The following is a 23,774-nucleotide window of genomic DNA, read 5'->3' as shown; positions in this document are numbered from 1 at the left end:
CATCAGGACAGCGACACCATGAGCAAGTCACCCGACGCCTTTCGCACGATCAGTGAAGTTGCGGACTGGCTGGGTGTTCAGGCCCATGTCCTGCGATTTTGGGAAAGCCGTTTCACACAGGTGAAACCGGTCAAACGCGCAGGTGGAAGGCGGTATTATCGCCCTAACGACATGCGCCTGCTTGGGGGTATCAAGAAGCTGCTGCACGAAGATGGGATCACCATCAAAGGCGTGCAGCGCATTCTGCGTGAGCAAGGCGTGGCTTATGTGGCTTCGCTGTCGCAGGGGCTTGATGAAACCGCCGAACCCGAAGCCAAGGCAAATGACGCGGTGGTGGTTCCATTTACTGCAAAACCAGAGCCCAGCCAGCAGATCACTCTGGACTTGGGAGATAGCGGCACGGCCCCCGCCCCCGCTGCGCCTAACGAAAGCCCCGTTGCAAAACCCGCTCCGTCCACGCCACAAGACACATCTATGCCGCGTGACGCGGTTGCACCTGGCCATGTCGAACGGTCATCGGCGATTTCCGGAATTGCAGCCCGCGCCTGGGCGCGAACCGATTTCGACGATGATCTTTTGCGCCGGATTGCACCCGTCGCAAAAGAACTACGCGCTGTTCTGAACAGAATTGAAAACCGATCCGCGGGATAAGAAAAAAGGCGATGATTTCCTCTTGCCCCCGCCGGGAAAGTCTTTATGAACACCTCAACGTCGGGCTATGGCGCAGCCTGGTAGCGCGTCCGTCTGGGGGACGGAAGGTCGCAGGTTCGAGTCCTGCTAGCCCGACCAAATCACACCGACGTTTATGGCAGACAGGCCAGATCCCGCTCTGGCATCAGGGGGATCGAGATGACAGGTGTATGCCCAAACCAGCAAATCGAAGGCATGATCGCACGCGGTGAAATCACTGCAAACCCAGCGGTCATCGACGCACAGGTACAACCGGCCAGTCTGGATTTACGTCTTGGAACAGTCGCTTACCGCGTGCGCGCGTCGTTTCTGGCGGGCGAAGGGCGATCCGTCGCCGACCGTCTGACCGAGTTTGAGATGCACCGCATCGACATCACCGACGGCGCTGTTCTGGAAAAGGGCTGCGTCTATCTGGTGCCGCTGATGGAATCACTCGCACTGCCCGACAGCGTGACCGCCGTGGCCAACGCCAAAAGTTCGACTGGGCGGCTGGATTTGCTGACCCGCACCATCACCGATGGCGGCACCGAGTTCGACCGGGTGCCCGCAGGCTATACCGGGCCGCTATATGCCGAGATTTGCCCGCGATCATTCTCGGTCCTGGTGCGGCCCGGAATGCGCCTGAACCAAATCCGGTTCCGTGAGGGCCAAGCGGTGCTGAGCGATGCGGAACTAAACGCGCTGCACGCCGAGTCGCCATTGGTGGATGGACCCGCAGTGATTCAGGACGGATTGGGCTTTTCGGTCGATCTGCAATTGCCCGATACCGATCTGGTGGGCTACCGTGCCAAGCCCCATACGGGGGTGATCGATCTGGACCGGATTGGTGAATACGACCCGCAGGAATATTGGGAAGAAGTGCGCACCACCGAGGGGCGCATCATCCTTGATCCCGGCGCTTTCTACATCCTGGTCAGCCGCGAGGCTGTTCATATCCCACCAATGTATGCCGCCGAAATGGCCCCTTATCTCGCTATGGTTGGTGAATTCCGGGTGCACTATGCCGGCTTCTTCGACCCTGGTTTTGGTCATGCTGCCGCTGGGGGTGCAGGTTCACGCGGCGTATTGGAGGTGCGCTGCCATGAGGCCCCATTCGTGCTAGAGCATGGGCAGGTCGTGGGACGGCTCGTCTACGAAAAAATGGCTAAAATGCCCACGCAGCTCTATGGGGCAGGCATCGCGTCAAACTATCAGGGACAGGGCTTGAAACTATCCAAGCACTTTAAAGCTGTCTCTTAAAACTTCATGAACCGCCGCATCTGGCGGGTCATCCGCTGCATCTGTTTCATGTTTTGCGCCTGACGGTCGCCGTTCTGTTTCATGTGCTGTGCAGCTTGAGGATCATTTGCAGAAGGCTGTCCCTGCTGCGGCTTTCCAACTCGGCCCGCCAAGTCGAACCCTTTATCGACGCCTTTTGTCACAAGCCGACGCATGACTTGACGCACAATCATATCTATCATTCGATTGGCATTCATTGCTTAACTCCGTTTCCTGCGCCTCAACATAGGTGATTCTTGCGTCAACAAAAGGGCTGCGCGATCACTCTTCCTCGAACAGCTCGGTCTGCTCGTCGTCATCCTCATCCTCGCGCCCTTCGCCCATTGGGATCGTTCCCGGAGGCGGCCGGTTTTCCAGCAGCCCGGCGGCGCGCAATTCTTGCAGCCCCGGAAGGTCGCGCGCGTTTTCCAGCCCGAAATGATCCAGAAACTGCGGCGTTACCACGAAGGTCACCGGGCGGCCTGGAGTCATCCGTCGGCGGCCCAGCCTGATCCACTCCATTTCCAGCAACTGGTCGATAGTCCCACGCGAGACGGACACGCCACGGATTTCCTCGATCTCGGCCCGTGTACAGGGCTGGTGATAAGCCACGATTGCCAGAGTTTCGATCGCGGCACGGCTGAGCTTGCGGGTCTCAACCGTTTCCTTCTGCATCAGAAATCCCAAATCGGGGGCGGTTCGGATGGCCCAGGCTTCGCCCACGCGCACCACGCGCACGCCGCGGCCTTGGTATCGTTTGCGCAACAGATCAACCGCTTGCGCCGCATCGCTGCCATGAGGCATCCGGGCCTCAAGATCGCCGATCGTCACCGGTTCGGCACTGGCGAACAGCACGGCTTCGACCATGCGCTCCTGTTCGGCCAAGGGGGGTGCTTCGAACAGTGTGCCGGTTTCCTCAGAGGTTTCAGTCACGTGTTTCGGTCCTCTTGCGCAGATGGATCGGAGCAAACGTCTCGCTCTGTTTGATTTCCATATGTCCCTCTTTCACCAGCTCCAACGAGGCCGCGAATGTCGCCGCCGTGGCCGAGCGCCGCCGCACCGGATCGGCGTCCCAGCCATCGGGCAGATAGGTTTCCATATCCGTCCACGCGCCCGCAAACCCGATCAGAGGGCGCATCCGTTCCAGCGCCTGTTCCATGGTAAAGACGGCATCGCGGTCCATGACAAAGGGTCGGAATTCGTCGCGGGTACGAATACGGGCATAGCCCTGCATCAGGTCAAGCAGCGTGGCCGAATAGGTCACTGTACGGATGCGGGTGATATCCTCACCCTGCCCGCGTTTGAAGAAATCGCGCCCCAGTTGGTCGCGCGCCATCAGACGGGCAGCCGCGTCGCGCATGGCCTGCAGACGTTCCAGTTGGAAAGCCAGGTGCGCGGCCAATTCCTCGCCCGACGGTCCTTCGTCATCGGGATCGGGCGGCAGCAGCAGGCGTGATTTCAGAAAGGCGAGCCACGCGGCCATGACCAGATAATCAGCGGCCAGCTCGATCCGCAGCGCACGAGCCTTTTCCACGAAGGTCAGATATTGCTGCGCCAGAGCCAGAACCGAGATTTTCCGAAGGTCAACCTTTTGCGTCCGCGACAGGGTCAACAGCACATCCAGCGGGCCTTCGAACCCGTCAACGTCGACAATCAACGCCTCGGCAGCAAGCCGATCCGCGACCGAGACCGGATCTTCGCTAAAAAGGTTATCGTTCATATACCTGCCCGCCCATTAGGGCAGATAGTTCCGCCTCGGCGGCTTCGATGTCAAGTTCCACAGGCTTTTGCCGCATCGACAGCGCCTTTTCGGCGCGTTTTTGCGCTTGCGGGGTCATCTCGCCAGCGGCGTCCAGCACCTTGGCGCGAGCCTCGAACGGGCCGTTGCAATGCAAGACCACGTCGCAGCCCGCAGCCAGCGCTTGCCCGGCGATGTCTTCGGGCGCGCCGGACAGGGCTTTCATCGAGATATCGTCGGTCATGATCAGCCCATCGAACCCGATCTTGCCACGGATCAGGCCGATCATCGTAGGTGAAATCGTCGCCGGTTGCGGGTCGATCCGGTCATAGACCAGATGCGCGGTCATCCCCATGGGCAGATCGTTCAAAGCCCGGAACGGTTCGAAATCGGCCCCTTCCAGCGCTTCTTGTGTCAGGTCCACATGCGGCAGGTCGTGGTGGCTGTCCAGCGTTGACAGCCCGTGGCCGGGCATATGCTTGATAACGGGAAGTACACCGCCCTCAAGATGCCCCTTCGCGACGGCGCGCCCAATCCTTGAAACCTTTTTAGGGTCAGACCCATAGCAACGGTTCTTTAGAAAAGCGTGCGTATCTGCGCGCGCCAGATCCAACATGGGGGCACAGTTACTGTCGATGCCCAGCTCGAACAATTCCCGCGCGATCAGGCGATAGCGCAGATACATCGCGCGTTCGGCGTGATCCCCGGCGCGTTCAGCGTTATCCAGCGGCGGCAGCCACTCGCGCGCAATGGGCGCGCGCAGGCGTTGCACGCGCCCGCCTTCCTGATCAATGGTAATTGGGCAATTGCGACCCACCGCCTCGCGGAACTCATCACATAGGGCGCGGACTTGATCCTCGGTCTCGATATTGCGGGCAAACAGAATGAACCCAAACGGGTTCGTTTCTCGAAACAGTTTCTTTTCCTGAGGCGTCAGGCGCAGCCCCTCGGCATCGGTAATCGCGGCGCAGAATGTCACCGAGCGGCCACCGGGATACAGTCAGCGCCTTGCCCTTGCAGCGCGGCACAGAACTGGCGTGAATCGCTCAGGTCATCAAAGCCCAGAACCCGCAGGCGATAAAACGTCCGGCCACCGCTTGAGGTTTTCTGGATAACACGCTGTTTTCCATCCATATACTCACCGAAACGCCCATTCAGACGATTCCATTCAGCCCGCGCGACATCAGGGCTTTCATACGCGCCCAATTGGGCCATGCGTGTACCTTTGGACAGCGCGTTCGGATCGACATCCAGCCCCACGGCCGCTTTGACAGCCGCGTTGATAGCATCTTCGGTTTTGCTGGATGCAGTAATGCCACTGGCAGTCGTTCGTGCGGGCCGCGTGTTCGGACGCAATGAGCGCCGGACGCCAGGCAGGGCTGCAACCGCAGGGTCCGGCAGTTGCGCGGCCAGATCGGCAGGATCAATCGCGGGTTCATCATCCAACGGACCCAACGAGGCCAGCTGCACACCTTCGTCTGTTTCGGGGTCGGGCGTTTCGGCCTCACCCGCCAATTCGGCAACCAACGCATCAACCGCGCCTTGACGCAGTTGAGCCGCCTCCTGGTTCGAGATTTCCTCTTCAACCACATGCACCGCAGGGGTTGCACGCAGCGGTTCAACCGGCGTGTCCTCATCCGTCAGGGAAACCGGACGCGGAGCAAGGATCAGACGATCTGCCGGAGGCGCTGCCGTCCCAACCGCAGCGACAGTATTTACTGCAAGGCCCTGATGATCAGCGGGGGTTCCACCGGGGTTTTCTGGCTGAATACGCATCGGGCCTTCAACAGCACGTACCACCGGAACGCCACTGACATCGCGCATCACAAGCTTGTAGCCCCAGACACCGATCCCCGCGACCAAGGCCAGGGATGCAACCGCGCCCAGCGCATTCACGATCCGACCTAAACCGGCGGCACGGGGCGCATCTTCGTATCCGTGCATCTCATCAGAATAGTCGTACCCATCCTGAGGATGCGGTTGATTCGTGTAATGCATCTGCTCGGGACGCATTTGCCCCGAGTAATCGTAGTTCGCCATGTCCGCCTCACCGCCCGTTTCGCGCCGGGAAATAAGGCGCGCGGGTCATTTCTTGCCTACCTCGAACCGGTGCGTCGGGCGGTGTTTGTTACCGCATCTCCTGCGCCGGGGTAACGCCAAGAATACCCAGACCCGCTGAAATCACAACAGAAACGGCACGGGCCAGAGCGATTTTTGACTGGCTTGTGGCAACATCGCCATCCTGGATGAACCGCAGCTGGGTTTCGTCGTTGCCCTTGTTCCACAGCGCGTGGAAGTCTCCGGCCAGTTCATAGAGGTAGAACGCAACGCGGTGCGGCTCATTCGTGCGGGCGGCGATTTCCACCAGTCGCGGCCATTCGGCCAGCTTTTTGGCGACTGTCAGCTCGGATACGTGATCGTTCTTACTCAGATCGGCCCCTTTGAGGGTCGCATCATCTGCGGCGATCCCGGCCTCAGCAGCGCGGCGCAACACGCTCATGACGCGGGCATGGGCGTATTGCACGTAGAACACGGGGTTCTCGCGGCTCTGCTCCAGCACCTTGTCGAAATCGAAATCCAGCGAGGCGTCATTCTTGCGGGTCAGCATCACAAAGCGGGTCACATCCGGCCCCACCTGATCCACCACATCGCGCAGGGTGACAAAGTTCCCAGCGCGCTTTGACATCTTGAACGGCTCGCCATTCTTCCACAGCTTTACCAACTGGGTCAGCTTGATATCCAGCGGCACCTTGCCATCAGACAGAGCTGACACAGCCGCCTTCATCCGTTTGACATAGCCGCCGTGGTCGGCACCAAACACGTCGATCAGCGCGTCAAAGCCACGGCTGACTTTGTCATAGTGATAGGCGATATCGGGCGCGAAATAAGTCCAAGCGCCGTCCGATTTCTTAACCGGGCGGTCCACGTCATCGCCATGTTCGGTGGATTTGAACAGGGTCTGCTCGCGCGGCTCCCAATCCTCGGGCTTTTTGCCCTTAGGCGGCTCCAGCACACCTTCATAGATCAGGCCTTTGTCGGTCAGCGACTGCAGCGCAGCCTCGATCCGACCTGTACCGTAGAGCGACTTTTCCGAGAAGAACACATCCATCTCAACGCCCAGCGCCTTAAGATCGGCGCGGATCAGGTCCATCATCGCATCGGTGGCAAAGTTGCGCAGGTCTTCCAGCCATTCGCTTTCAGGCTTGTCGATCAGGCTATCGCCGTATTTCTCTTTCAGCGCCTCGCCGATCGGGATCAGGTAGTCACCGGGATACAGCCCCTCGGCAATCTCGGGACTCAGGCCGTTGGCCTCGCGATAGCGTTCATAGGCCGAACGCGCCAGTACATCCACCTGCGCGCCGCCGTCATTGATGTAATACTCACGCGTCACATTATGGCCGGAATAGGCCAGCAGGCTTGCCAAGGCATCCCCGAAAACCGCGCCTCGAGTATGCCCCACATGCAGCGGACCTGTGGGATTGGCCGAGACATATTCCACGTTCACCTTCTGCCCATGGCCCATGGTCGAGCGGCCATAATCGGTTCCCTGTTCCAACACGGCAGCCAGCACTCCTTGCCAGACCGACGGCGCCAGACGCAGGTTCAAAAACCCCGGCCCTGCCACCTCGGCGCTGATGATCCGGTCATCTTCGGCCAGCTTACCGGCCAGCACATCGGCTATGTCGCGCGGCTTCATCTTGGCGGGTTTCGCCAACACCATCGCCGCGTTGGTCGCCATATCGCCATGCGCGGCATCGCGCGGAGGCTCAACGGCCACGTTGTCAAAGCTCAGCCCCTCGGGCAGCGCGCCTTCGGACTGCATCTGTGCCAGCGCGTCCAGTACCAGGGCGCGGATCTCGGAAAACAGGTTCATTTCGGATGTCCTTTTGCTTGCCCGGCGGTTTACCACGCAAACCAGCAAGGTCAATGGATGCCTAAAGTTTGCTCTTGGTTTAAGCGCATTCCCCATTAAAGTCGCGCAGAATTGCCTAATCGGAGACCATTCATGCGCCTTGCCCTGCCCCTAAGCCTGCTTCTGTCCTATGCCCTGCCCGTTCTGGCCGAAATGCCCGCACCGCAAGGACATGTGCTGGTGACACTGGGTGGCGCGGTCACTGAGACCAACCTGCCCGCGCGGGGCGAGAATGGCGGCGGGCTGCTTGGGTTTCTCGAAGTGACTCATGACGGGGCAGCAGGGTTTGACGCAGCCCTTCTGGACAGCCTGCCCCAGGTTCAGATCACCATTCCCTATGGCCCGCCCGATCATCAACGCGACTACACGTTTAGTGGCCCGCTGCTGTCGGATGTCATGATCCTTGCGGGGGCCGAAGGAAAAACCGCACGTCCCATGGCAATGGACGGGTATCAGGCGGAAATCCCATGGGACAGCATTTCGACGTACAAACCTATTTTAGCCACCCATGCCGACGGTGCACCGATGGGCGTCGGAGGATATGGCCCCACCATGATCGTGTTCCCGCCAACCGACGATGCAGACGCAGCCGACGCTCAAGCCAGCCAACAGGTCTGGGCGCTGGCCTATATCGGGATCGAGTGACCCGTCGGCGCGGGTCGCCCTGTCAACCGTACATGATCCTGTATCGCAAACCGGTCCGTCATTCCGGCGATATAGTCTGACACGATCCGGGCCAGAGCCGTTTTATCCGAAGCAGCCTCGATATCAGCGTGCCATCGCTCAGGCATTTGACGGGGGTCCCCGAGATAAATCGGGAACAGTTCCTCGACGATCTTGCCAACCTCGGCCCGGACCTCCATCACCGAGGGCGCGCGATACATCCGGGTGAACAAAAAGGCGCGGATATCCTGCAACTGCGCCCACAATTGCCCCGAGAACTGGATCACCGGGCGGCCCAAATGGCGGATATCTTCCACCGATAGCGCTCCGGATTCGGCAATCAACGCGGCAGATGTATCGATCACATCCGAGACCATGACCCCGAAAACGCGCCGCAGAGCTTCATGCCTGCGCCGATACGGATCAAGATTTGGATAGGCGCGATCAACCTCGGCATAGCATGCACCCACAATCGGCAGGGCTTGAATTTCATCATCGCTGAACAAATCGGCCCGCAAACCGTCCAGCAAATCGTGATTGTTATAGGCAATGTCGTCGGATAGGGCCGCAACCTGCGCCTCGGCGCTGGCATGAGTGTGCAGCTCCAGATCAAACGCGCCGTTGCACTCGGCCAGCGCCCAGGGCAATTCACCAACCACCGGACCGTTATGTTTGGCAATGCCTTCCAGGCACTCCCAAGTCAGGTTGCAACCGTCGAATTCGGCATAATGGCGTTCCAGCTTGGTGACAATCCGAATGGCCTGAGCGTTGTGATCAAACCCGCCATATGGCCGCATCAGCGCGTGCAATGCGTCTTCGCCCGTATGACCAAAAGGCGTGTGACCCAAATCATGCGCCAGCGCCACGGCCTCGGTCAGTTCGGGGTTCAGACCTAAGGCCCCGGCAATAGTCCGTGCAACTTGCGCCACTTCGATTGAATGGGTCAGACGGGTGCGGTAGCTGTCCCCTTCATGTTCGACAAACACTTGGGTCTTGTGTTTGAGCCGCCTAAACGCGCTGGCATGAATGATCCTATCACGGTCGCGCTGAAAGCATGACCGGAAACTGCTCTCGTCCTCCGGTACCAACCGCCCTCGTGCGCGGTCGGGATCCGAGGCAAAACCCGCTCTGTCCAAAGGTCTTGTCCTTGTCGCCTGTCCTTTGGTTACATATATTGTAGCGCAGCAAGGAAATAAACCTTTGGAGTCCGGCATGAATCTGCCCCCCACAGTCACCGAACGCGCCTTTGACCGTCTTGCCGAAATCGGCGCTGCGGATCAGGGGCAGGCTTTGCGCGTCGCGGTCGAAGGCGGCGGATGTTCCGGGTTTCAATATGAAATTGCGCTGGATCAGCCGAAAGACGATGATCTTGTGTTGGAAGGCAAAGGCCAAAAGGTCATCGTGGACTCGGTTTCCCTACCCTTTCTGGAAAATGCGGTCATCGACTTTACTCAGGAACTGATCGGTGCGCGGTTTGTCATCGATAATCCCAACGCCACATCGTCCTGTGGCTGCGGCACGTCGTTTTCGATGTAGCGTCGGTGGGGGCTTTGCCCCCACACCCCCAAGGTATTTTAAGCCAGATGAAGAGGGGTCCGCTCTCCGACCCTTCCGCCGGAGAGCTTCACCTGGCGCGGTCATCGGCGCCTCCGCCTGTACCGCGTCCTATAGATCGCAAAAGCTGGTTAACAATCCGTTTCTTCATCTGGCCAAAAATACCTCGGAGCGCGAGGCAGCGCCTCGCATCCCATACCGCCACTTGCCGCTGGGTTCATTCTGCGCGATAGGTTGCCAACAGCTTTGGAGGGCCGCGCATGAAAATCGCCACGTTCAACATCAATGGGATCAAAGCGCGTGCCGAGGCCCTGCCCCGGTGGCTGGACGAGGCACAACCGGACATCGCCCTGCTGCAGGAAATTAAATCGGTCGACGAGAACTTCCCCCGCGAGATATTCGAAGAACGCGGGTATAACGTTGAAACCCATGGACAAAAGAGCTTCAACGGGGTGGCGATCCTATCTAAACTCCCTTTGGAAGACGTCACACGCGGCTTGCCCGGCGATGACGAGGACGAACAGGCGCGCTGGATCGAGGCGACTGTGATTGGCAAACAAGCTCTGCGTATCTGCGGGTTATACCTGCCTAACGGCAACCCCGCCCCCGGTCCCAAATACGATTATAAACTGGCGTGGATGGAACGACTTTACGACCGCGCGCGCGACTTGATTGCAAGCGAAGAACCAGCCTTGATGGCCGGAGATTACAATATCATCCCGCAGGCCGAGGATGCTGCGCGGCCCGATGCGTGGCGTGCGGACGCCCTGTTTCGTCCCGAAAGCCGGGCAGCCTTTCGCAAGATTCTAAACCTAGGATTCACCGAGGCTTTTCGCGCACGCACTCAGGGCCCCGGCCACTATTCGTTTTGGGACTATCAGGCCGGTGCCTGGAACAAGAATGACGGCATTCGCATCGACCACTTCCTGCTGACACCACAGGCAGCCGATCTGATGCGGGATTGCCAGATTGATGCGGCGGTGCGCGGGCAGGAAAAACCCTCGGACCATGTGCCGGTTTGGGTGGATCTGGACCTTTAGGCGCTACGCCGTAGCGTCGTAGCTGTAAATCCACTCGTATTTTTTTGACAATTGCGGCCCCACTGCCATCAGGGCCATCTGCGCTGCCAGCCGCATGGGGCCGCTCAAGTGGAAATTGCGGGCGTTGGCACCTGCAGCGGCGACCACACGTGTGGCTCGGAGACGGCGACGGGCTTCATAGGAGGCCAGGGCTTGTGTAACACCCGACTGATCCTCGAAGGCGCGGGCAAGGCACCATGCATCCTCCAGCGCCAGACAGGCCCCCTGCGCCATAAAAGGTAATGTGGGATGGGCCGCATCCCCCAGCAAGGCAAGGCGTCCGTTCTGCCAGTTTTGCGCTACGGGGCGCAGGAACAGCGCCCATAGATGGGTCTCGGTCACCTGAGACAGGATATCACCCACCGGACCCCCGAAATCGGCAAACCGCGTGCGCAGGTCGTCGGGGTCGCCGGTCAGACGCCAGCCTTCTTCCTGCCAATCCGAACGTTCCTCGATCGCGACCACGTTCATCAGACGCTGGTCCCGCAGGGGATAGGTGACGACGTGGCGACCAGGTCCCATGGTCAGCGACGCGCGCGGTGTTTCATCACGATGCGACCACGGGATCGTTGCGCGCCATGCAATCTGGTGGGTGAACTGAGGCGCCTCGGCCCCGTTCAGGATCGGGCGAATGGTGCTGCGCCCCCCATCGGCCGCTATGGTGCATTCCGACCGCAGGTGTTCTCCATTGGCCAACACCAACTCGGCCTCGTTGGGATGTTTTAGGACCGTCTCGACCCGCGCACCCAGACGGATCTCAACCCCCGCCTCGATCGCTGCAGCACGCAGCAGGTCCAGCAGATCTGCGCGGTGATAATAGTAGGTCGGCCCGGCCGCAGGCGCAGGCATACGGCTGACCACACGCCCTTTGCGATAGTCGCGTAGCACCGTGCCATGGGACAGCTGGCCATGTTGCGGCTCGGCGCCAACCACGCCCAGCGCGCGCAGCACGACCATGCCATTGGCGCTGATCTGCAAGCCCGCGCCTACTTCGGTCAGGGCCGGGGCCTGCTCGAACACCGTAACTTGCGCTCCGCGTTGGCGCAGCACCAAAGCCGCTGCCAGCCCGCCGATACCGCCCCCAATGACACTGAATTTCAGACCGTCGATATTCATGACCCCGCCTTAAACGCAAAAACGCCGAGGCGACAGGCCTCGGCGTTTTGGAATCTCCCGCAGTACCAGCGATCAATCGTCGCGGTGCACCTTCTCGCGGCGCTCGTGGCGTTCCTGCGCCTCGAGCGTCATGGTTGCGATCGGGCGCGCATCCAGACGCTTCAGCGAGATCGGGTCGCCTGTTTTTTCGCAGTAACCATACTCACCCTCATCAATCCGGCGCAGGGCCGAGTCGATTTTAGCCACCAGTTTGCGCTGACGGTCGCGCGTACGCAGTTCCAAAGCTCGGTCGGTTTCCTCGCTTGCGCGGTCGGCAACGTCGGGGATGTTACGGGTGTTGTCCTGCAGACCTTCGATCGTGTCGCGGCTGCCTGCCAAAAGTTCGGTCTTCCAGTCCAACAGCTTGCGACGAAAATACTCAAGCTGCCTGTCGTTCATAAATGGCTCGTCTTCGGCTGGACGATAATCTTCGGGCAGAAATACTTCCTGCTTCATTTTTGCTCCCTCGGTGTGGCCTTCAACGCCGAGTGCACTCTCTTCACCAGACATGAGGCATTCCCTTCTGCGGAGCGTTTATCTGACGGCGCGGGGATTGTCACTATGCAAACGTAGCGCCGGACAAGTGTGATCATAATCAGTCTAAATATGAGACATCAAACAACAAAACCTTGTTTTTCTGTGAAAATTGGCGGACCTTTTCAAGGCAATCCCCAAAATGCCGCAGGGTCTGTTAGCGCTCGAATCAACCAAAGGCATTGGACTCGCTGACCAATTTGGCGCGACGGTACGCAGCGACGCGGGTTGTAAAAATCCTCACTGCTCTGTAACCCGAAGATCACAGGCCGCGCGATACAGGATGAGGACCCCATGACCGCACGTTTTCAAGGCACAGCCGAATATGTTGCCACTGATGATTTGACCATCGCGGTGAATGCCGCGGTCACACTGGAGCGTCCGCTACTGGTCAAGGGCGAACCCGGCACCGGCAAAACCGAGCTGGCCAAACAGGTGGCTGGTGCGCTGGGTCTGAAGATGATCGAGTGGAACGTGAAATCCACCACCCGCGCGCAGCAGGGCCTGTACGAATATGACGCCGTCAGCCGCTTGCGTGACAGCCAGCTGGGCGATGAGCGTGTGCATGACGTGTCGAACTATATCCGCAAAGGCAAGCTGTGGCAGGCGTTCGATGCCGACGAAAAGGTCGTGCTGCTGATTGATGAGATCGACAAGGCCGATATCGAATTTCCCAACGATCTGCTGCAGGAACTCGATAAGATGGAGTTCCACGTCTACGAGACCGGTGAGACGATCAAAGCCAAGAACCGGCCTATCGTGATCATCACCTCGAACAACGAAAAGGAACTGCCCGACGCCTTCCTGCGCCGGTGTTTCTTTCACTATATCCGTTTCCCCGATGAGACCACGATGCGCCGCATCGTCGAGGTTCATCACCCCGGCATCAAGGACGCGCTGCTGACCACCGCACTAACGCAGTTCTATGAAATCCGCGACACGCAAGGGCTGAAGAAAAAACCTTCGACCTCGGAAGTGTTGGACTGGTTGAAACTGCTTCTGGCCGAGGATCTGACCGCCGAAGATCTGAAACGCGACGGAGCGAATGCCCTACCCAAGCTTCACGGCGCGCTGCTTAAAAACGAACAGGATGTGCACTTGTTCGAACGTCTGGCTTTTATGGCGCGCAGCAAACGCTGATCATGGGGTGATCGGCCTTGCCATACGGCAAGCGGGCTGTCAGCATTGGTTAACGACAGCCCGAAGACCGGGCATCCGAGCAGATGGGACAAGCTGAGTGTCTGACACCCTTACGATCCGCGCCTTGCGGCCCGATGATCGCGCCCAATGGGCCGAACTATGGCGCGATTATCTGGCGTTCTATGAAACGACCGTTCCCGACGGCACCTATGACACCACTTTTGCCCGCCTTTTGGGGGATGACCCGAACGATTTTTCCTGCTTTGTCGCCGAAAGCGCCGGACAGTTGGTCGGGCTGACGCACTACCTGTTCCACCGTCATGCGTGGAAGGAAGAGTCTGTCTGTTATCTGCAAGACCTGTTCGCAACCCCGGCATCACGCGGTACCGGCGTCGGCCGTGCGTTGATTCAGGCTGTGTATGACGAAGCTGACCGTCAGGGCGCGCCCTCGGTCTATTGGTTGACGCAGGAATTCAACCACACTGCGCGCAAGCTCTATGACCGTATCGGCAAGCAAACGCCCTTCATCCGGTATCAACGCCCATGATCAGGCTTGGTGCGATGGTGTTCGGATTGGCCCTTGCAGGCTGCACCACGGTCACCCCACCCGAACCGCCGACGCGCGTCAAACCAACCGAAGACATCCTGCCGCCGGCCAAGTCATTCGCGACCGCGCGCCCTACCCCGCCCACGCGATCCAACGTGAATATCGCGCAGGATTTCGTGTCGCTTCATTTCGCGTTGGAAAGCGGCACTGCGCTGCCTGTCTTCACCCGGTTTGAAGAACCGGTAACCGTGCGCCTTACGGGTCAGGTCACCCCTTCAATGCAACGCGATCTCCGACGCCTTCTGACCCGCTTACAGCGTGAAGCCGAGATCGATATCCGGCAAATCCAGGACGGCCCCGCCAATATCACCATCGAAGCCGTCAGCCAGGAGCAAATCCAAAGTATCCTGCCCCAGGCGGCCTGTTTCGTGGTGCCCAACTCTTCGGACTTTGAGGAATACCGCCGGGATCGGCGCAAACAGAAAAGCAGTTGGCTCCGCCTGCGCAACCGGGAAAGACTGGGCATTTTCATCCCCTTCGACGCCAGCCCACAGGAAAAACGCGACTGCCTGCACGAAGAGCTGGCGCAGGCTTTAGGCCCTTTAAACGATCTGTATCATCTACCGGATTCGATCTTTAACGACGACAACATACACACCGTTCTGACTGGGTTCGATATGCTGGTCCTGCGCGCGGCCTATGCGCCTGAGCTGCGCAGCGGTATGACCCGCGAAGAGGTCGAGGCCGTCATACCTGACGTGCTCAAACGTCTGAACCCGCGCGGTGAAAACGTGCCGACGCAACCAACGACCCAGACCACGCGAGACTGGATCCGAGCCATCCAGAGTTCGCTCAACCCAAACCGCAGTGTTGATGCCAGACTGCGCTCGGCCAGTCGCGCCGCCCGGATAGGTGCGGAACAAGGATGGACCGACCACCGTCGTGCCTATCCCTATTTTCTGATGGGTCGGATGGAGCAGTTCGACAATCCGCAAAAAGCCTTGCGCGACTATGACACCGCCCTGCAATTCCTGCGCGCGACACCAAACACAGAAATTCATCAGGCGTATATCACGACCCAACTTGGAACTTATGCCTTGGCTCAAGGCAGCGGACCACAATTCCTGCCCGAATTGGACAAAGCCATCGACGTTATGACGCGCGCTGAAAACGCCTCGCAGCTGGCAACACTATTGCTGCTGAAATCCGAGGCTCTAAATCAGGCGGGACGCGCAACCGAAGCACGTTCCGTCAGGCTGGACAGTCTGGGGTGGGCACGCTACGGGTTTGGCTCGGAAACGGTGGTCCGGTCGCTGATGCAGGACGTTGCAGAGGCACCCGCGAATAACAGAGGCGGTTAACGCATGGTCGTAGTTCTGGGAATGGCATTACTGGGGGCGATCCTCGGAGCGATGGCCGCGCGCAAGCGTAACGGCAGTGGTGCGGACATGGCACAATACGCCGCGGGCTATGGTATCGCTTTTTCGCTGGTGGGCCTTATCCTGTCACTGATCATCGTCAGACTGATTTCGTAACCATGTTCCTGCCCTTCTTTGAGAACCTCCGCAAAGCCCGTATTCCAGTATCCCTGCGCGAATACCTGACCTTTCTGGAAGGCATGAAAAAGGGTCTGGCCACCTATGATGTCGAGGCGTTCTACTACCTCGCCCGTGTTTCGATGGTGAAGGACGAGCGCAATATCGACAAGTTCGACCAAGCCTTCGCCGCCAGCTTTAAGGGCTTGGAGGAAATCAGCTTTGATCAGGTGATCGAGGCCGTGGACATCCCCGCCGAATGGCTGGCCAAGATGGCCGAGAAACACCTGTCCGAAGAAGAAAAGGCCGAGATCGAGGCCATGGGCGGGTTCGAGAAACTGATGGAGACGCTGCAAGAGCGGCTCAAGGATCAGGAAGGCCGCCATCAGGGTGGCAACAAATGGATCGGCACTGCCGGAACCTCTCCGTTCGGGGCGTATGGCTATAACCCCGAGGGCGTGCGCATCGGCCAGAAGGAAAGCCGCCACCAGCGTGCGGTCAAGGTCTGGGACAAGCGCGAATTCAAAAACTTAGACGACACAGTTGAACTGGGCACCCGCAACATCAAGGTCGCCCTGAAACGCCTGCGCCGCTGGGCCCGCGAAGGCGCGGCGGACGAGCTGGATCTGGACGGCACCATCCGTGCCACCGCCGAACACGGCTATCTGGACGTCAAAACCCGCCCCGAGCGTCACAACGCGGTCAAAGTGCTTCTGTTTCTGGATGTGGGCGGATCAATGGACCCGCATATCAAGGTGGTCGAAGAGCTGTTCTCGGCCGCGCGGACCGAGTTCAAGCATTTGGAATATTACTATTTCCACAATTGCCTTTACGAAGGCGTCTGGCGCGACAATGCCCGTCGCTGGGATCAGCAAACGCCCACACACGAAGTGCTGCGCACCTACGGCCCTGATTACAAATGCATTTTCGTGGGCGACGCCTCCATGAGCCCCTATGAAATCGCCTATCCCGGCGGTGCCAATGAGCATTGGAACCAAGAGGCCGGGCAAGTCTGGCTGCAACGCGCCCGCGATCAGTGGAATTCAAACCTGTGGATCAACCCGGTGCCCGAGAAATACTGGGACTACACCCATTCCATCAGCATGATCCGCGAGATTTTCGAGGACCGCATGGTACCGATGACTCTGGCCGGGCTAGAGCAAGGAATGCGCGAACTGACGCGCTGAACCGGCTCTTAACTGCTTGTTGGCTCCCGGCCCGGCAATGCCAGCACTCGGGTCAGGGGTAAAGTCAGGCCCAGATAGGTTGACACCGCGCCCGAGTATTTTGGGACGTCGTCCAACTGATCTTCGACCCGCGTGCCGTAATAGATGTCGCAATCGACCTGTGGCAGTTCCATCTGCTGCGCCGTGCGGGCCGGAACCACCGACAGCGCGCCGAACAGGTAGGCCAGCATCGGATCGCCGCAGGATTTGCACAGACCGCGTGACAGAGGCGAAGGGCTTTTGGTGTGAATCCATTTGATGGTTGACGGATCAACAGGACGCGCCTGCCCCCGGCGCAGCAGCAAGGCATCCGCGTAGGGCGCCTGATAAACGGATTGGCATTTCGTGCAGTGGCAGCGGAAACGAACACGCGGCGCGGCTTTGACAATCACGTGAGTCTGGCCGCAGGTGCAGGAAGTCTGGATCTGTGTCATGCCGCAGGTTAAACACGCCACCCGCGACCGGTCAACGCGCCCTCACAGGCTGTTGCGCAGCGTCATTTTCCTGTTGCTTCGGCCTCTGCGCAGCCCCATATCTGATCTATGCTGCGCCTGACCCCGATCCTGTTGGCCATCGCCTATGCCGTCGTCATGTACCGGATTTCCGTGTGGCGTACCCATCGCGAATTGGACGCGAAATCGACCGAGTTGGCGGACCCTGCGCTGAAACGCATGACCGATCGTTTGGCGGCGGCGCTCGAGATCGAGCGGGTGCCGGTCTACATCTACGAAATCGACCCTGTAAATGGGTTGGCCGCGCCGGACGGGCGGATTTTCATCACGCGGGGGTTTTATCGCAAGTTCCGCGATGGCGACGTCTCGGCCGAGGAAATGGCCAGTGTGATCGCACATGAGCTGAGCCATGTGGCCTTGGGTCATGCGAGGCGGCGGATGATTGATTTCTCCGGTCAGAACGCGCTGCGGACGGCGTTGATGATGGTGTTGAACCGGTTCATTCCGTTTATCGGCGCGTGGATTGCGAATATGCTCGCGCATCTGCTGGCTTCGCGCTTGTCACGCGGCGATGAATATGAGGCGGATGAATATGCCGCCGCACTGCTGACCAAAGCGGGGATCGGAATAGGACCGCAGAAATCCCTGTTCCACAAGCTCGAAGAGCTGACCGAACAACGAGCCGGTGTCACGCCTGCTTGGTTGATGAGCCACCCCAAGACGGATGAGCGGATTGCGGCGCTGGAGGCGCTTGAACAGCGTTGGAGTGCGGGTGGATAGGTTGCGGCCGTGAGGGGCCAGCCCCTCACACACCCCGAGGTATTTTCAGCCAGATGAAGAGCGGATCGGGTTTAGGTGGTGAGGGCTTTGCCTAGGCGTGGGAGGCGGGCTTTTTTCATCAGTGCGCGCAGGGTCCATTGGTCGCCTGAGAGGCGGTTGGCCTCGGCTAGAACACGATTGGCAATGTCCGACAGGCCTTGCGGGTCGGCTTTCCAGAAGCCATGCAGCAGCGCGTCGGGGTCTTGGCGGATCAGGCCCTCCTCCGACAGGATGTTGCGGGGGAAATCCTTGGCGTTCATGGTGACGATCACATCTGATGACGAGGCTATGGCGGTGGCCAGCACATGAACATCAGCATCATCGGGCAGCCAGAGGCGCTGTTCCAGACCCGGTTGCGCCGCGCGTTCCGCCTTGGGCCACTGCGATTGCGTCAGGGCGATTTCGGCGCGGGCCTGTGCCTCGCCCGAAGGGCCCAGCTTGCGGGCGGCGCGGGCCCATTCTTCGAGAATGCGCGCCGACCATATGGGATCGAAATGACCTAGTTTTGCCGCGCCCAGCAGCATCTCTCGCATCACCGTGGGGTAGATGACGCAGGTATCCAGAACCGCCCTCACAGCCGGTAGAACACGGCTTTGAGGTAGCCACTTTCCGCCAGTTGCGGCAGTTGCGGGTGGTCTGGTCCGGCAGAACCCGTATGGATCAGTTGCGCCTGCCGCCCGGCCCGCCCGATCCCCCGCGATGAGGCGTCGCGGAAACGACCCAGATCGGCGGCATGGGAGCACGAGCACAGACCCAGATATCCGCCCGGTTTGACCAGCGGCGCGGCCAGACGCGCGATGCGTTCATAGGCGCGTAGGCCCGCGTCCAGTGCCAGTTTCGAGGGCGCAAAGGCAGGCGGGTCGCAGATCACTACGTCGAATTGCGCGCCCTCTTCGCCCAATTGGGTCAGCACATCGAAGGCATCGCCCTGCCGGGTTTGGAACCGGTCGGCACAGCCGGACGCCTGCGCGCCTTGGGCGGCTAATTCCAGCGCAGCGGCTGAGCCATCCACGGACAGTGCCTGCCCGGCTCCGCCAGCCAGCATCGCCAGACCGAACCCGCCCACATGGCTGAACACATCCAGCACCTGCGCGCCGGGTTGTACCAGCCGCGCCGCGAAGGCGTGGTTGGGGCGTTGGTCATAGAACAGCCCGGTTTTCTGGCCGCCGGTCAGGTCGGCCATATAGGTCGCGCCATTCATAGGCACCGGCAGCGGCGCATCGGGGGCCGTGCCGCGCAGGGTAAGGTTGGCATCGTCCAGCCCCTCAAGCCCGCGTGTCCGGCCCGAGGCATTTTTCAGCACCGTGGTCACGCCGGTCACCGCGACCAGCGCGTCGGTCAGAGTGTCCAGATGCGCCTCGGCCCATGCCGCATTGGGTTGGATGACGCAGGCGTCACCAAAGCGGTCGATGATGACGCCGGGAAAGCCGTCCGCCTCAGCATGGATCAGACGGTAATAAGGCGCGTCGAACAGGCGCTCGCGCATATCTAACGCGCGGCGCAGGCGGGTTTCGAACCACTCGGCGTTAAGTTCGGCATCCAGATCGCGGTCCAACACGCGGCACATGATCTTGGACTCGGGGTTTACTGCGACCAGCGCAATGGGCGCGCGGTTTTCGTCTTCCAACACCGCCAAAGCCCCCGCCGGAATTTTGCGGGTGCGGCGGTCGGTGACGATGTCATTGGCATAGACCCAAGGGAACCCGTGGCGCAGACCGCGCGCATTGGCTTTGGGTTTCAGGCGGATACGGGGGCGGTCGGAGGATTGGGTCATGCCGCTCCTCTTAGTGGCTCCGGCGCGCGGGGAAAAGCCCTAGCGATCGCGGGACCGCCAGCCGCCGCGGCGTTTGGGTTTTTGTGCTGCCTGCAATCCCTCGGTCAGCACCTGCGTCATCGGGTGATCCGCCTGCGCTGCGTAGACCGCGTGCAGATCGGTCAGCGCCTGCGTCTGGTCCCGATCCGCAGGCAGGCTGAGCGCCCAGTCCAGAAAGATGGTCCGGCATTCGGGCAATGTGATGCCCTCAATATTATAGGCCTCGCGGATCAGGCCCTTGTGGTCATTGGGGTCGTCACTGCGCGCCATGGGTATCCTCCGAAATCACGCGGCCGATGATCCCGGCGGCGGTGTCGTAACTGTCCTGCAGCGCGGCCTGGAGCTGTTCGACCTGTTCAAACCCGGTGGCCCGGCACAGGAAAGCGGTGCCACCTTCGCCGATCTTGTCGGCCTCGATCACCTTGCCCGACAGCAGCCGGGCCGCGCATTGCACCGACCAGCATAGATCATAGCAGCCCTTGAGCGTTTGCGCCTGCGCGACCTCCAGCAGCCCGGCAGCGACCGCACCGTCCAGCCCCGTATGCACATCGCGCTGCGGCAGACCGGACAGCAACGCGCCCGTCTCGGCCATCAGTTCGATATCCATCATGCGGCCTGCGCCGTTCTTGGCATCCCAGATACCGGCCGGAGATTTGGCAGCGGCAAGCCGCGTGCGCATCTCGGCCACTTCGCGCAGCACCTTCGCGGTATCGCGGGGACGGGTCAGGAACTCGGCGCGGAAGGTTTCGATATCCTGCGCCAGTTCAGCGGCCCCGGCCACCACACGGGCGCGGGTCAGGGCCAGGTGCTCCCACACCCAGGCCTCATTCTGCTGATAATTGGTAAAGCTGGCCCAACTGGTCGCCACCGGTCCCTGATTGCCCGAAGGGCGTAGGCGCATGTCGACCTCATAGAGCCGCCCCTGCGACATGGGCGCGGACAGGGCCGTGATCAGCGCCTGCGTGAACCGCGCGTAATAGGTGCGCGTGGCCAGCGGGCGCGGACCGTCGGACATGTCCTGATCCAGCGGGTCATAGATCACGATCATGTCCAGATCTGATTGCGAATTGATCCGCCCTGCCCCGATCGACCCCATGCCCAGCACCGCCGCCCCACGCCCCGGCGCGGGCCCGTGTTTGCGGGCGAATTGCCCGGCCACATGCGGCAAAAGCGCGGCGATCACGGCGCTGGCCAGATCGGCATAGTGCTGCCCGGCCTGCGCCCCGTCGATCAACCCGCGCAAGTGGTGGACGCCAATGCGGAAATGCCATTCCTTGCACCAGCGACGGGCGAAATCCAGCTGCGTCTCGTAATCCGCCTCTTGCGCCAGCGCCTGCTCCAGATCGGCCCGCAACACCGCTTGCCCGGGCCAGTCGTCAAAGAAACTGCCGCCAATCACCGCATCAAAGACTGAGGCATTGCGCGACAAATGTCCCGCCAGCGCATGAGACGTGCCAACAATATCCACCAGCAGGTCGATCAGATGGGGGTTGGCCTCGAACAGAGAAAACAGTTGCACACCTGCAGGCAAGCCCGACAGGAACCCATCGAGCGCCAGCAGCGCTTCGTCCGGTTTCGCGGTTTTGGCCAGACGCGACAGCAGTTCCGGTTTCAGCCGCTCGAATATACGCGCGCCCCGTTGCGAGCGCAGCGCTGGATAGGTCGGCCAGCGCGCCATGACGCCTTCGTCAAAGGTGACCTCGGGGGTCGGCGCGGGGGCTACTGCTCCGGGCGCGAAGAACCCTTCGGTCAGTTCATGCACCTCGGTCAGGCGGCGGGTGAGGTCAAAGGTTAGATCTTCGCTGTCCATCCCCATCAGGCAGGCGACGCGCGCGATCCCTTCCTCTGATTGCGGCACCTTATGGGTCTGGGCGTCGTGGATCATCTGGATGCGGTGTTCAACCTCGCGATGGGCGCGGTAATGATCGGTCAGTTTGTCGGCGACCTCCTGCGGCACCCAGCTTTTTTCGGCCAGCGCAGCCAGCCCTGGCACTGTGCCTCGGACGCGCAGATCGGGGTCACGCCCCCCAGCGATCAACTGGCGGGTCTGGGTGAAGAACTCAATCTCACGAATGCCGCCCTGCCCCAGCTTCATGTCGTGGCCCGGAATGGTCAGCGCACCGCCGGTTCCTTTGTTTTCGCGGATGCGCAGGCGCATGTCATGGGCGTCCTGAATGGCCGCAAAATCCAGATGCCGCCGCCAGACAAAGGGGCGCAGCGTGTCCAGAAACCGCTGCCCCGCCGCGATGTCCCCTGCACAGGGGCGCGCTTTGATATAGGCGGCACGCTCCCACGTGCGGCCGAGGCTTTCGTAATACCGCTCGGCGGCCTCTGCCGCTATGCAAACAGGCGTCACGCCCGGATCGGGGCGCAGACGCAAATCCGTGCGGAACACATAACCATCAGCGGTTTTATCGCTAAGCGTGGCGCAGAAGTTCCGCGTGGCACGCACCATGCCATGACGCGCCTCGTAGAAATCATCCGGGTCAAACCGAGTTTCGTCGAACAACACGATCAGGTCGATATCCGAGCTGTAATTCAGCTCATGCGCGCCCATCTTGCCCATGGCCAGAATAATCATCCCAGCGGCGGTCTCAACGTCGTCCTCGGTCATGCCCGGCAGTTTGCCGCGCCGGATCAGCGCCGCGATCTCGGCCTTAGCGGCCACATCAGCCGCCTGCGCACCGAAATCCGTCAGCGCCGCCGTGACTTTCTCTAGCCGCCACGCCCCCGCCACATCGGCCAGTGCGGTCAGCAACGCCATCCGCCGTTTGCCTCTCCGCAAACCGGGCTTCAGTTGATCCGGCGGCAGCGTGCGGGCGGCGGCCATCACTTCGGCCAGCGCCTGATCCGGCTGCTGCAAGGCCCCGGCCAGCCAGTCTTTTTCCCGCTCGATCAACCCTTTGAGATACGGGCTAGAGCCCGCGACACCCGCGATCAGATCAGCCTGTTCCGGCGTCAGATCCGCAACCAGTCCCCGTGTTTCTTCACCCAACGCGGGATCGAAAGGGCGTGGCATTCGGTGGATCGTCAGAGCGGACATGATGGGGCCTCCGGCGTGTTACTGCCCCCAAATGGCCTGATTTCAAAGGCTTGCACAAGTCCTATCTGCATCTCTGCGACACCCCCGCAAAGTCAATGTAAAACATTTTTACATATACCCCTTGCAACCTGCCGCCCAACTCCCATCTATTCAATGTGAAGGCAATTTACATCAACCCCGGAGACCAAAATGACCGCACTATCCGACCCCGCCGTCCCTTCAAATCCGGGATGGCTGCACCGTATCGAGGCCTGGCTGGACGACAAGGGCAAAGGCGCCTGGATTGCCGCCATGGTCCTAGGTTTCATCTTTTTCTGGCCTGTGGGCCTGGCCCTTCTGGCCTATATGATCTGGAGCAAACGCATGTTCAGCAAATCCTGCAGCCGTCGCACGTCCTGGAACAGCCACATGAGCGCGATGAAACCGTCGGGCAACAACGCCTTTGATGCCTATAAGGCCGACACCCTGGCCCGGCTCGAGCGCGAACAACAGGATTTCGAAGCCTTCCTGCGCCGCCTGCGCGATGCCAAAGACAAGGCCGAGTTCGATCAGTTCATGGACGAACGCGCCCGTGATAACCACGATGCAGACGAAAGCGACGCACGCGCCTGATCTG

General features: G+C 60.4%; 26 protein-coding genes and 1 tRNA gene. 13 read left to right on the top strand and 14 right to left on the bottom strand.

Annotated elements, in window-relative coordinates; translation table 11 throughout:
• Positions 1-18 precede the first annotated feature (18 nt).
• The 3 genes from ACR3EG_RS08755 to ACR3EG_RS08745 all read left to right on the top strand — a co-directional run bounded on the left by ACR3EG_RS08755 (position 19) and on the right by ACR3EG_RS08745 (position 1,929).
• On the top strand, positions 19-651 hold the full coding sequence (locus ACR3EG_RS08755) for a MerR family transcriptional regulator (protein ID WP_480494952.1): 633 nt from the start codon (positions 19-21) through the stop codon (positions 649-651).
• A 61-nt stretch (positions 652-712) separates the two neighbouring features.
• Positions 713-789: transfer RNA gene (locus tag ACR3EG_RS08750), tRNA-Pro, on the top strand.
• Positions 790-849: 60 nt separating this feature from the next.
• Positions 850-1,929, top strand: a complete 1,080-nt coding sequence (locus ACR3EG_RS08745) for a 2'-deoxycytidine 5'-triphosphate deaminase (RefSeq protein WP_480494950.1) — start codon at positions 850-852, stop codon at positions 1,927-1,929.
• Here the strand turns inward: ACR3EG_RS08745 and ACR3EG_RS08740 are convergent.
• The 6 genes from ACR3EG_RS08740 to argS all read right to left on the bottom strand — a co-directional run bounded on the left by ACR3EG_RS08740 (position 1,926) and on the right by argS (position 7,559).
• A complete protein-coding gene (locus ACR3EG_RS08740; protein ID WP_170354446.1) occupies positions 1,926-2,165 on the bottom strand; it encodes a hypothetical protein in 240 nt (79 codons plus the stop codon). The genes ACR3EG_RS08745 and ACR3EG_RS08740 overlap by 4 nt on opposite strands.
• 64 nt (positions 2,166-2,229) lie before the next feature.
• Entirely contained in the window at positions 2,230-2,880 is a 651-nt protein-coding gene (scpB, locus tag ACR3EG_RS08735) for an SMC-Scp complex subunit ScpB (protein WP_480494947.1), read from the bottom strand.
• Positions 2,873-3,667 (bottom strand): segregation and condensation protein A, encoded by a 795-nt coding sequence (locus ACR3EG_RS08730; RefSeq protein ID WP_170354448.1) that lies wholly within the window; start codon positions 3,665-3,667, stop codon positions 2,873-2,875. The genes scpB and ACR3EG_RS08730 overlap by 8 nt, the downstream gene beginning before the upstream one ends.
• On the bottom strand, positions 3,657-4,664 hold the full coding sequence (gene nagZ / locus ACR3EG_RS08725) for a beta-N-acetylhexosaminidase (RefSeq protein ID WP_480494945.1): 1,008 nt from the start codon (positions 4,662-4,664) through the stop codon (positions 3,657-3,659). Before nagZ ends, ACR3EG_RS08730 begins: the two co-directional genes overlap by 11 nt.
• On the bottom strand, positions 4,661-5,725 hold the full coding sequence (locus ACR3EG_RS08720; RefSeq protein WP_480494943.1) for an SPOR domain-containing protein: 1,065 nt from the start codon (positions 5,723-5,725) through the stop codon (positions 4,661-4,663). The genes nagZ and ACR3EG_RS08720 overlap by 4 nt, the downstream gene beginning before the upstream one ends.
• 88 nt (positions 5,726-5,813) lie before the next feature.
• Positions 5,814-7,559, bottom strand: coding sequence for an arginine--tRNA ligase (argS, locus tag ACR3EG_RS08715; protein WP_480494941.1), 1,746 nt, complete (start codon positions 7,557-7,559; stop codon positions 5,814-5,816).
• A gap of 132 nt (positions 7,560-7,691) precedes the next feature.
• On the opposite strand from argS, the gene ACR3EG_RS08710 reads away from it, so the two are divergent.
• Positions 7,692-8,243 carry a putative pterin-binding protein gene (locus ACR3EG_RS08710; RefSeq protein ID WP_170752687.1) on the top strand — a complete coding sequence of 184 codons (552 nt, stop codon included), beginning with the start codon at positions 7,692-7,694 and terminating at the stop codon, positions 8,241-8,243.
• Here the strand turns inward: ACR3EG_RS08710 and ACR3EG_RS08705 are convergent.
• Positions 8,225-9,397, bottom strand: a complete 1,173-nt coding sequence (locus ACR3EG_RS08705) for a deoxyguanosinetriphosphate triphosphohydrolase (protein WP_480494939.1) — start codon at positions 9,395-9,397, stop codon at positions 8,225-8,227. The genes ACR3EG_RS08710 and ACR3EG_RS08705 overlap by 19 nt on opposite strands.
• A gap of 76 nt (positions 9,398-9,473) precedes the next feature.
• On the opposite strand from ACR3EG_RS08705, the gene ACR3EG_RS08700 reads away from it, so the two are divergent.
• Positions 9,474-9,797: a HesB/IscA family protein gene (locus ACR3EG_RS08700; RefSeq protein ID WP_170354454.1), complete on the top strand. Its 324-nt coding sequence runs from the start codon at positions 9,474-9,476 to the stop codon at positions 9,795-9,797.
• Between the two features lie 278 nt (positions 9,798-10,075).
• Positions 10,076-10,855 carry an exodeoxyribonuclease III gene (gene xth, locus ACR3EG_RS08695; protein WP_480494937.1) on the top strand — a complete coding sequence of 260 codons (780 nt, stop codon included), beginning with the start codon at positions 10,076-10,078 and terminating at the stop codon, positions 10,853-10,855.
• Between the two features lie 3 nt (positions 10,856-10,858).
• Here xth and ACR3EG_RS08690 read toward each other — a convergent pair whose 3' ends face one another.
• On the bottom strand, positions 10,859-12,010 hold the full coding sequence (locus tag ACR3EG_RS08690) for an FAD-dependent monooxygenase (protein ID WP_480494935.1): 1,152 nt from the start codon (positions 12,008-12,010) through the stop codon (positions 10,859-10,861).
• Between the two features lie 72 nt (positions 12,011-12,082).
• Positions 12,083-12,505, bottom strand: coding sequence for an RNA polymerase-binding protein DksA (gene dksA, locus ACR3EG_RS08685; protein WP_170354457.1), 423 nt, complete (start codon positions 12,503-12,505; stop codon positions 12,083-12,085).
• Positions 12,506-12,877: 372 nt separating this feature from the next.
• On the opposite strand from dksA, the gene ACR3EG_RS08680 reads away from it, so the two are divergent.
• From ACR3EG_RS08680 to ACR3EG_RS08660, 5 genes are all read left to right on the top strand, one after another.
• On the top strand, positions 12,878-13,723 hold the full coding sequence (locus ACR3EG_RS08680; protein ID WP_353390247.1) for an AAA family ATPase: 846 nt from the start codon (positions 12,878-12,880) through the stop codon (positions 13,721-13,723).
• Positions 13,724-13,820: 97 nt separating this feature from the next.
• Positions 13,821-14,270 carry a GNAT family N-acetyltransferase gene (locus tag ACR3EG_RS08675; protein WP_170354459.1) on the top strand — a complete coding sequence of 150 codons (450 nt, stop codon included), beginning with the start codon at positions 13,821-13,823 and terminating at the stop codon, positions 14,268-14,270.
• A complete protein-coding gene (locus ACR3EG_RS08670) occupies positions 14,267-15,631 on the top strand; it encodes a DUF2927 domain-containing protein (protein WP_480494932.1) in 1,365 nt (454 codons plus the stop codon). The genes ACR3EG_RS08675 and ACR3EG_RS08670 overlap by 4 nt, the downstream gene beginning before the upstream one ends.
• A 3-nt stretch (positions 15,632-15,634) precedes the next feature.
• Complete coding sequence (locus ACR3EG_RS08665) at positions 15,635-15,805, top strand: hypothetical protein (protein WP_209194394.1); 171 nt, start codon at positions 15,635-15,637, stop codon at positions 15,803-15,805.
• A 2-nt stretch (positions 15,806-15,807) separates the two neighbouring features.
• Entirely contained in the window at positions 15,808-16,992 is a 1,185-nt protein-coding gene (locus tag ACR3EG_RS08660; protein ID WP_480494930.1) for a vWA domain-containing protein, read from the top strand.
• 8 nt (positions 16,993-17,000) lie between these two features.
• On the opposite strand, the gene ACR3EG_RS08655 is transcribed toward ACR3EG_RS08660, so the two are convergent.
• A complete protein-coding gene (locus ACR3EG_RS08655) occupies positions 17,001-17,465 on the bottom strand; it encodes a GFA family protein (protein ID WP_480494929.1) in 465 nt (154 codons plus the stop codon).
• A gap of 108 nt (positions 17,466-17,573) precedes the next feature.
• On the opposite strand from ACR3EG_RS08655, the gene ACR3EG_RS08650 reads away from it, so the two are divergent.
• Complete coding sequence (locus tag ACR3EG_RS08650) at positions 17,574-18,263, top strand: M48 family metallopeptidase (protein ID WP_480494927.1); 690 nt, start codon at positions 17,574-17,576, stop codon at positions 18,261-18,263.
• Between the two features lie 71 nt (positions 18,264-18,334).
• Here ACR3EG_RS08650 and ACR3EG_RS08645 read toward each other — a convergent pair whose 3' ends face one another.
• From ACR3EG_RS08645 to ACR3EG_RS08630, 4 genes are read right to left on the bottom strand one after another with little or no spacing between them, the layout of a single operon-like run.
• Positions 18,335-18,877, bottom strand: coding sequence for an RSP_2648 family PIN domain-containing protein (locus ACR3EG_RS08645; protein WP_480494925.1), 543 nt, complete (start codon positions 18,875-18,877; stop codon positions 18,335-18,337).
• Positions 18,874-20,076 (bottom strand): RSP_2647 family RNA methyltransferase, encoded by a 1,203-nt coding sequence (locus ACR3EG_RS08640; RefSeq protein ID WP_480494923.1) that lies wholly within the window; start codon positions 20,074-20,076, stop codon positions 18,874-18,876. The genes ACR3EG_RS08645 and ACR3EG_RS08640 overlap by 4 nt, the downstream gene beginning before the upstream one ends.
• A 39-nt stretch (positions 20,077-20,115) precedes the next feature.
• On the bottom strand, positions 20,116-20,385 hold the full coding sequence (locus ACR3EG_RS08635) for a hypothetical protein (protein ID WP_480494921.1): 270 nt from the start codon (positions 20,383-20,385) through the stop codon (positions 20,116-20,118).
• Entirely contained in the window at positions 20,372-23,158 is a 2,787-nt protein-coding gene (locus ACR3EG_RS08630; protein WP_480494919.1) for a [protein-PII] uridylyltransferase family protein, read from the bottom strand. Before ACR3EG_RS08630 ends, ACR3EG_RS08635 begins: the two co-directional genes overlap by 14 nt.
• Positions 23,159-23,347: 189 nt before the next feature.
• On the opposite strand from ACR3EG_RS08630, the gene ACR3EG_RS08625 reads away from it, so the two are divergent.
• Positions 23,348-23,770 (top strand): DUF2852 domain-containing protein, encoded by a 423-nt coding sequence (locus ACR3EG_RS08625; RefSeq protein WP_480494917.1) that lies wholly within the window; start codon positions 23,348-23,350, stop codon positions 23,768-23,770.
• The last annotated feature ends 4 nt before the right edge of the window (positions 23,771-23,774 follow it).

Source organism: Ruegeria sp. AM7 (assembly GCF_056535965.1).
This window is presented reverse-complemented; position numbering and strand designations above follow the sequence as displayed.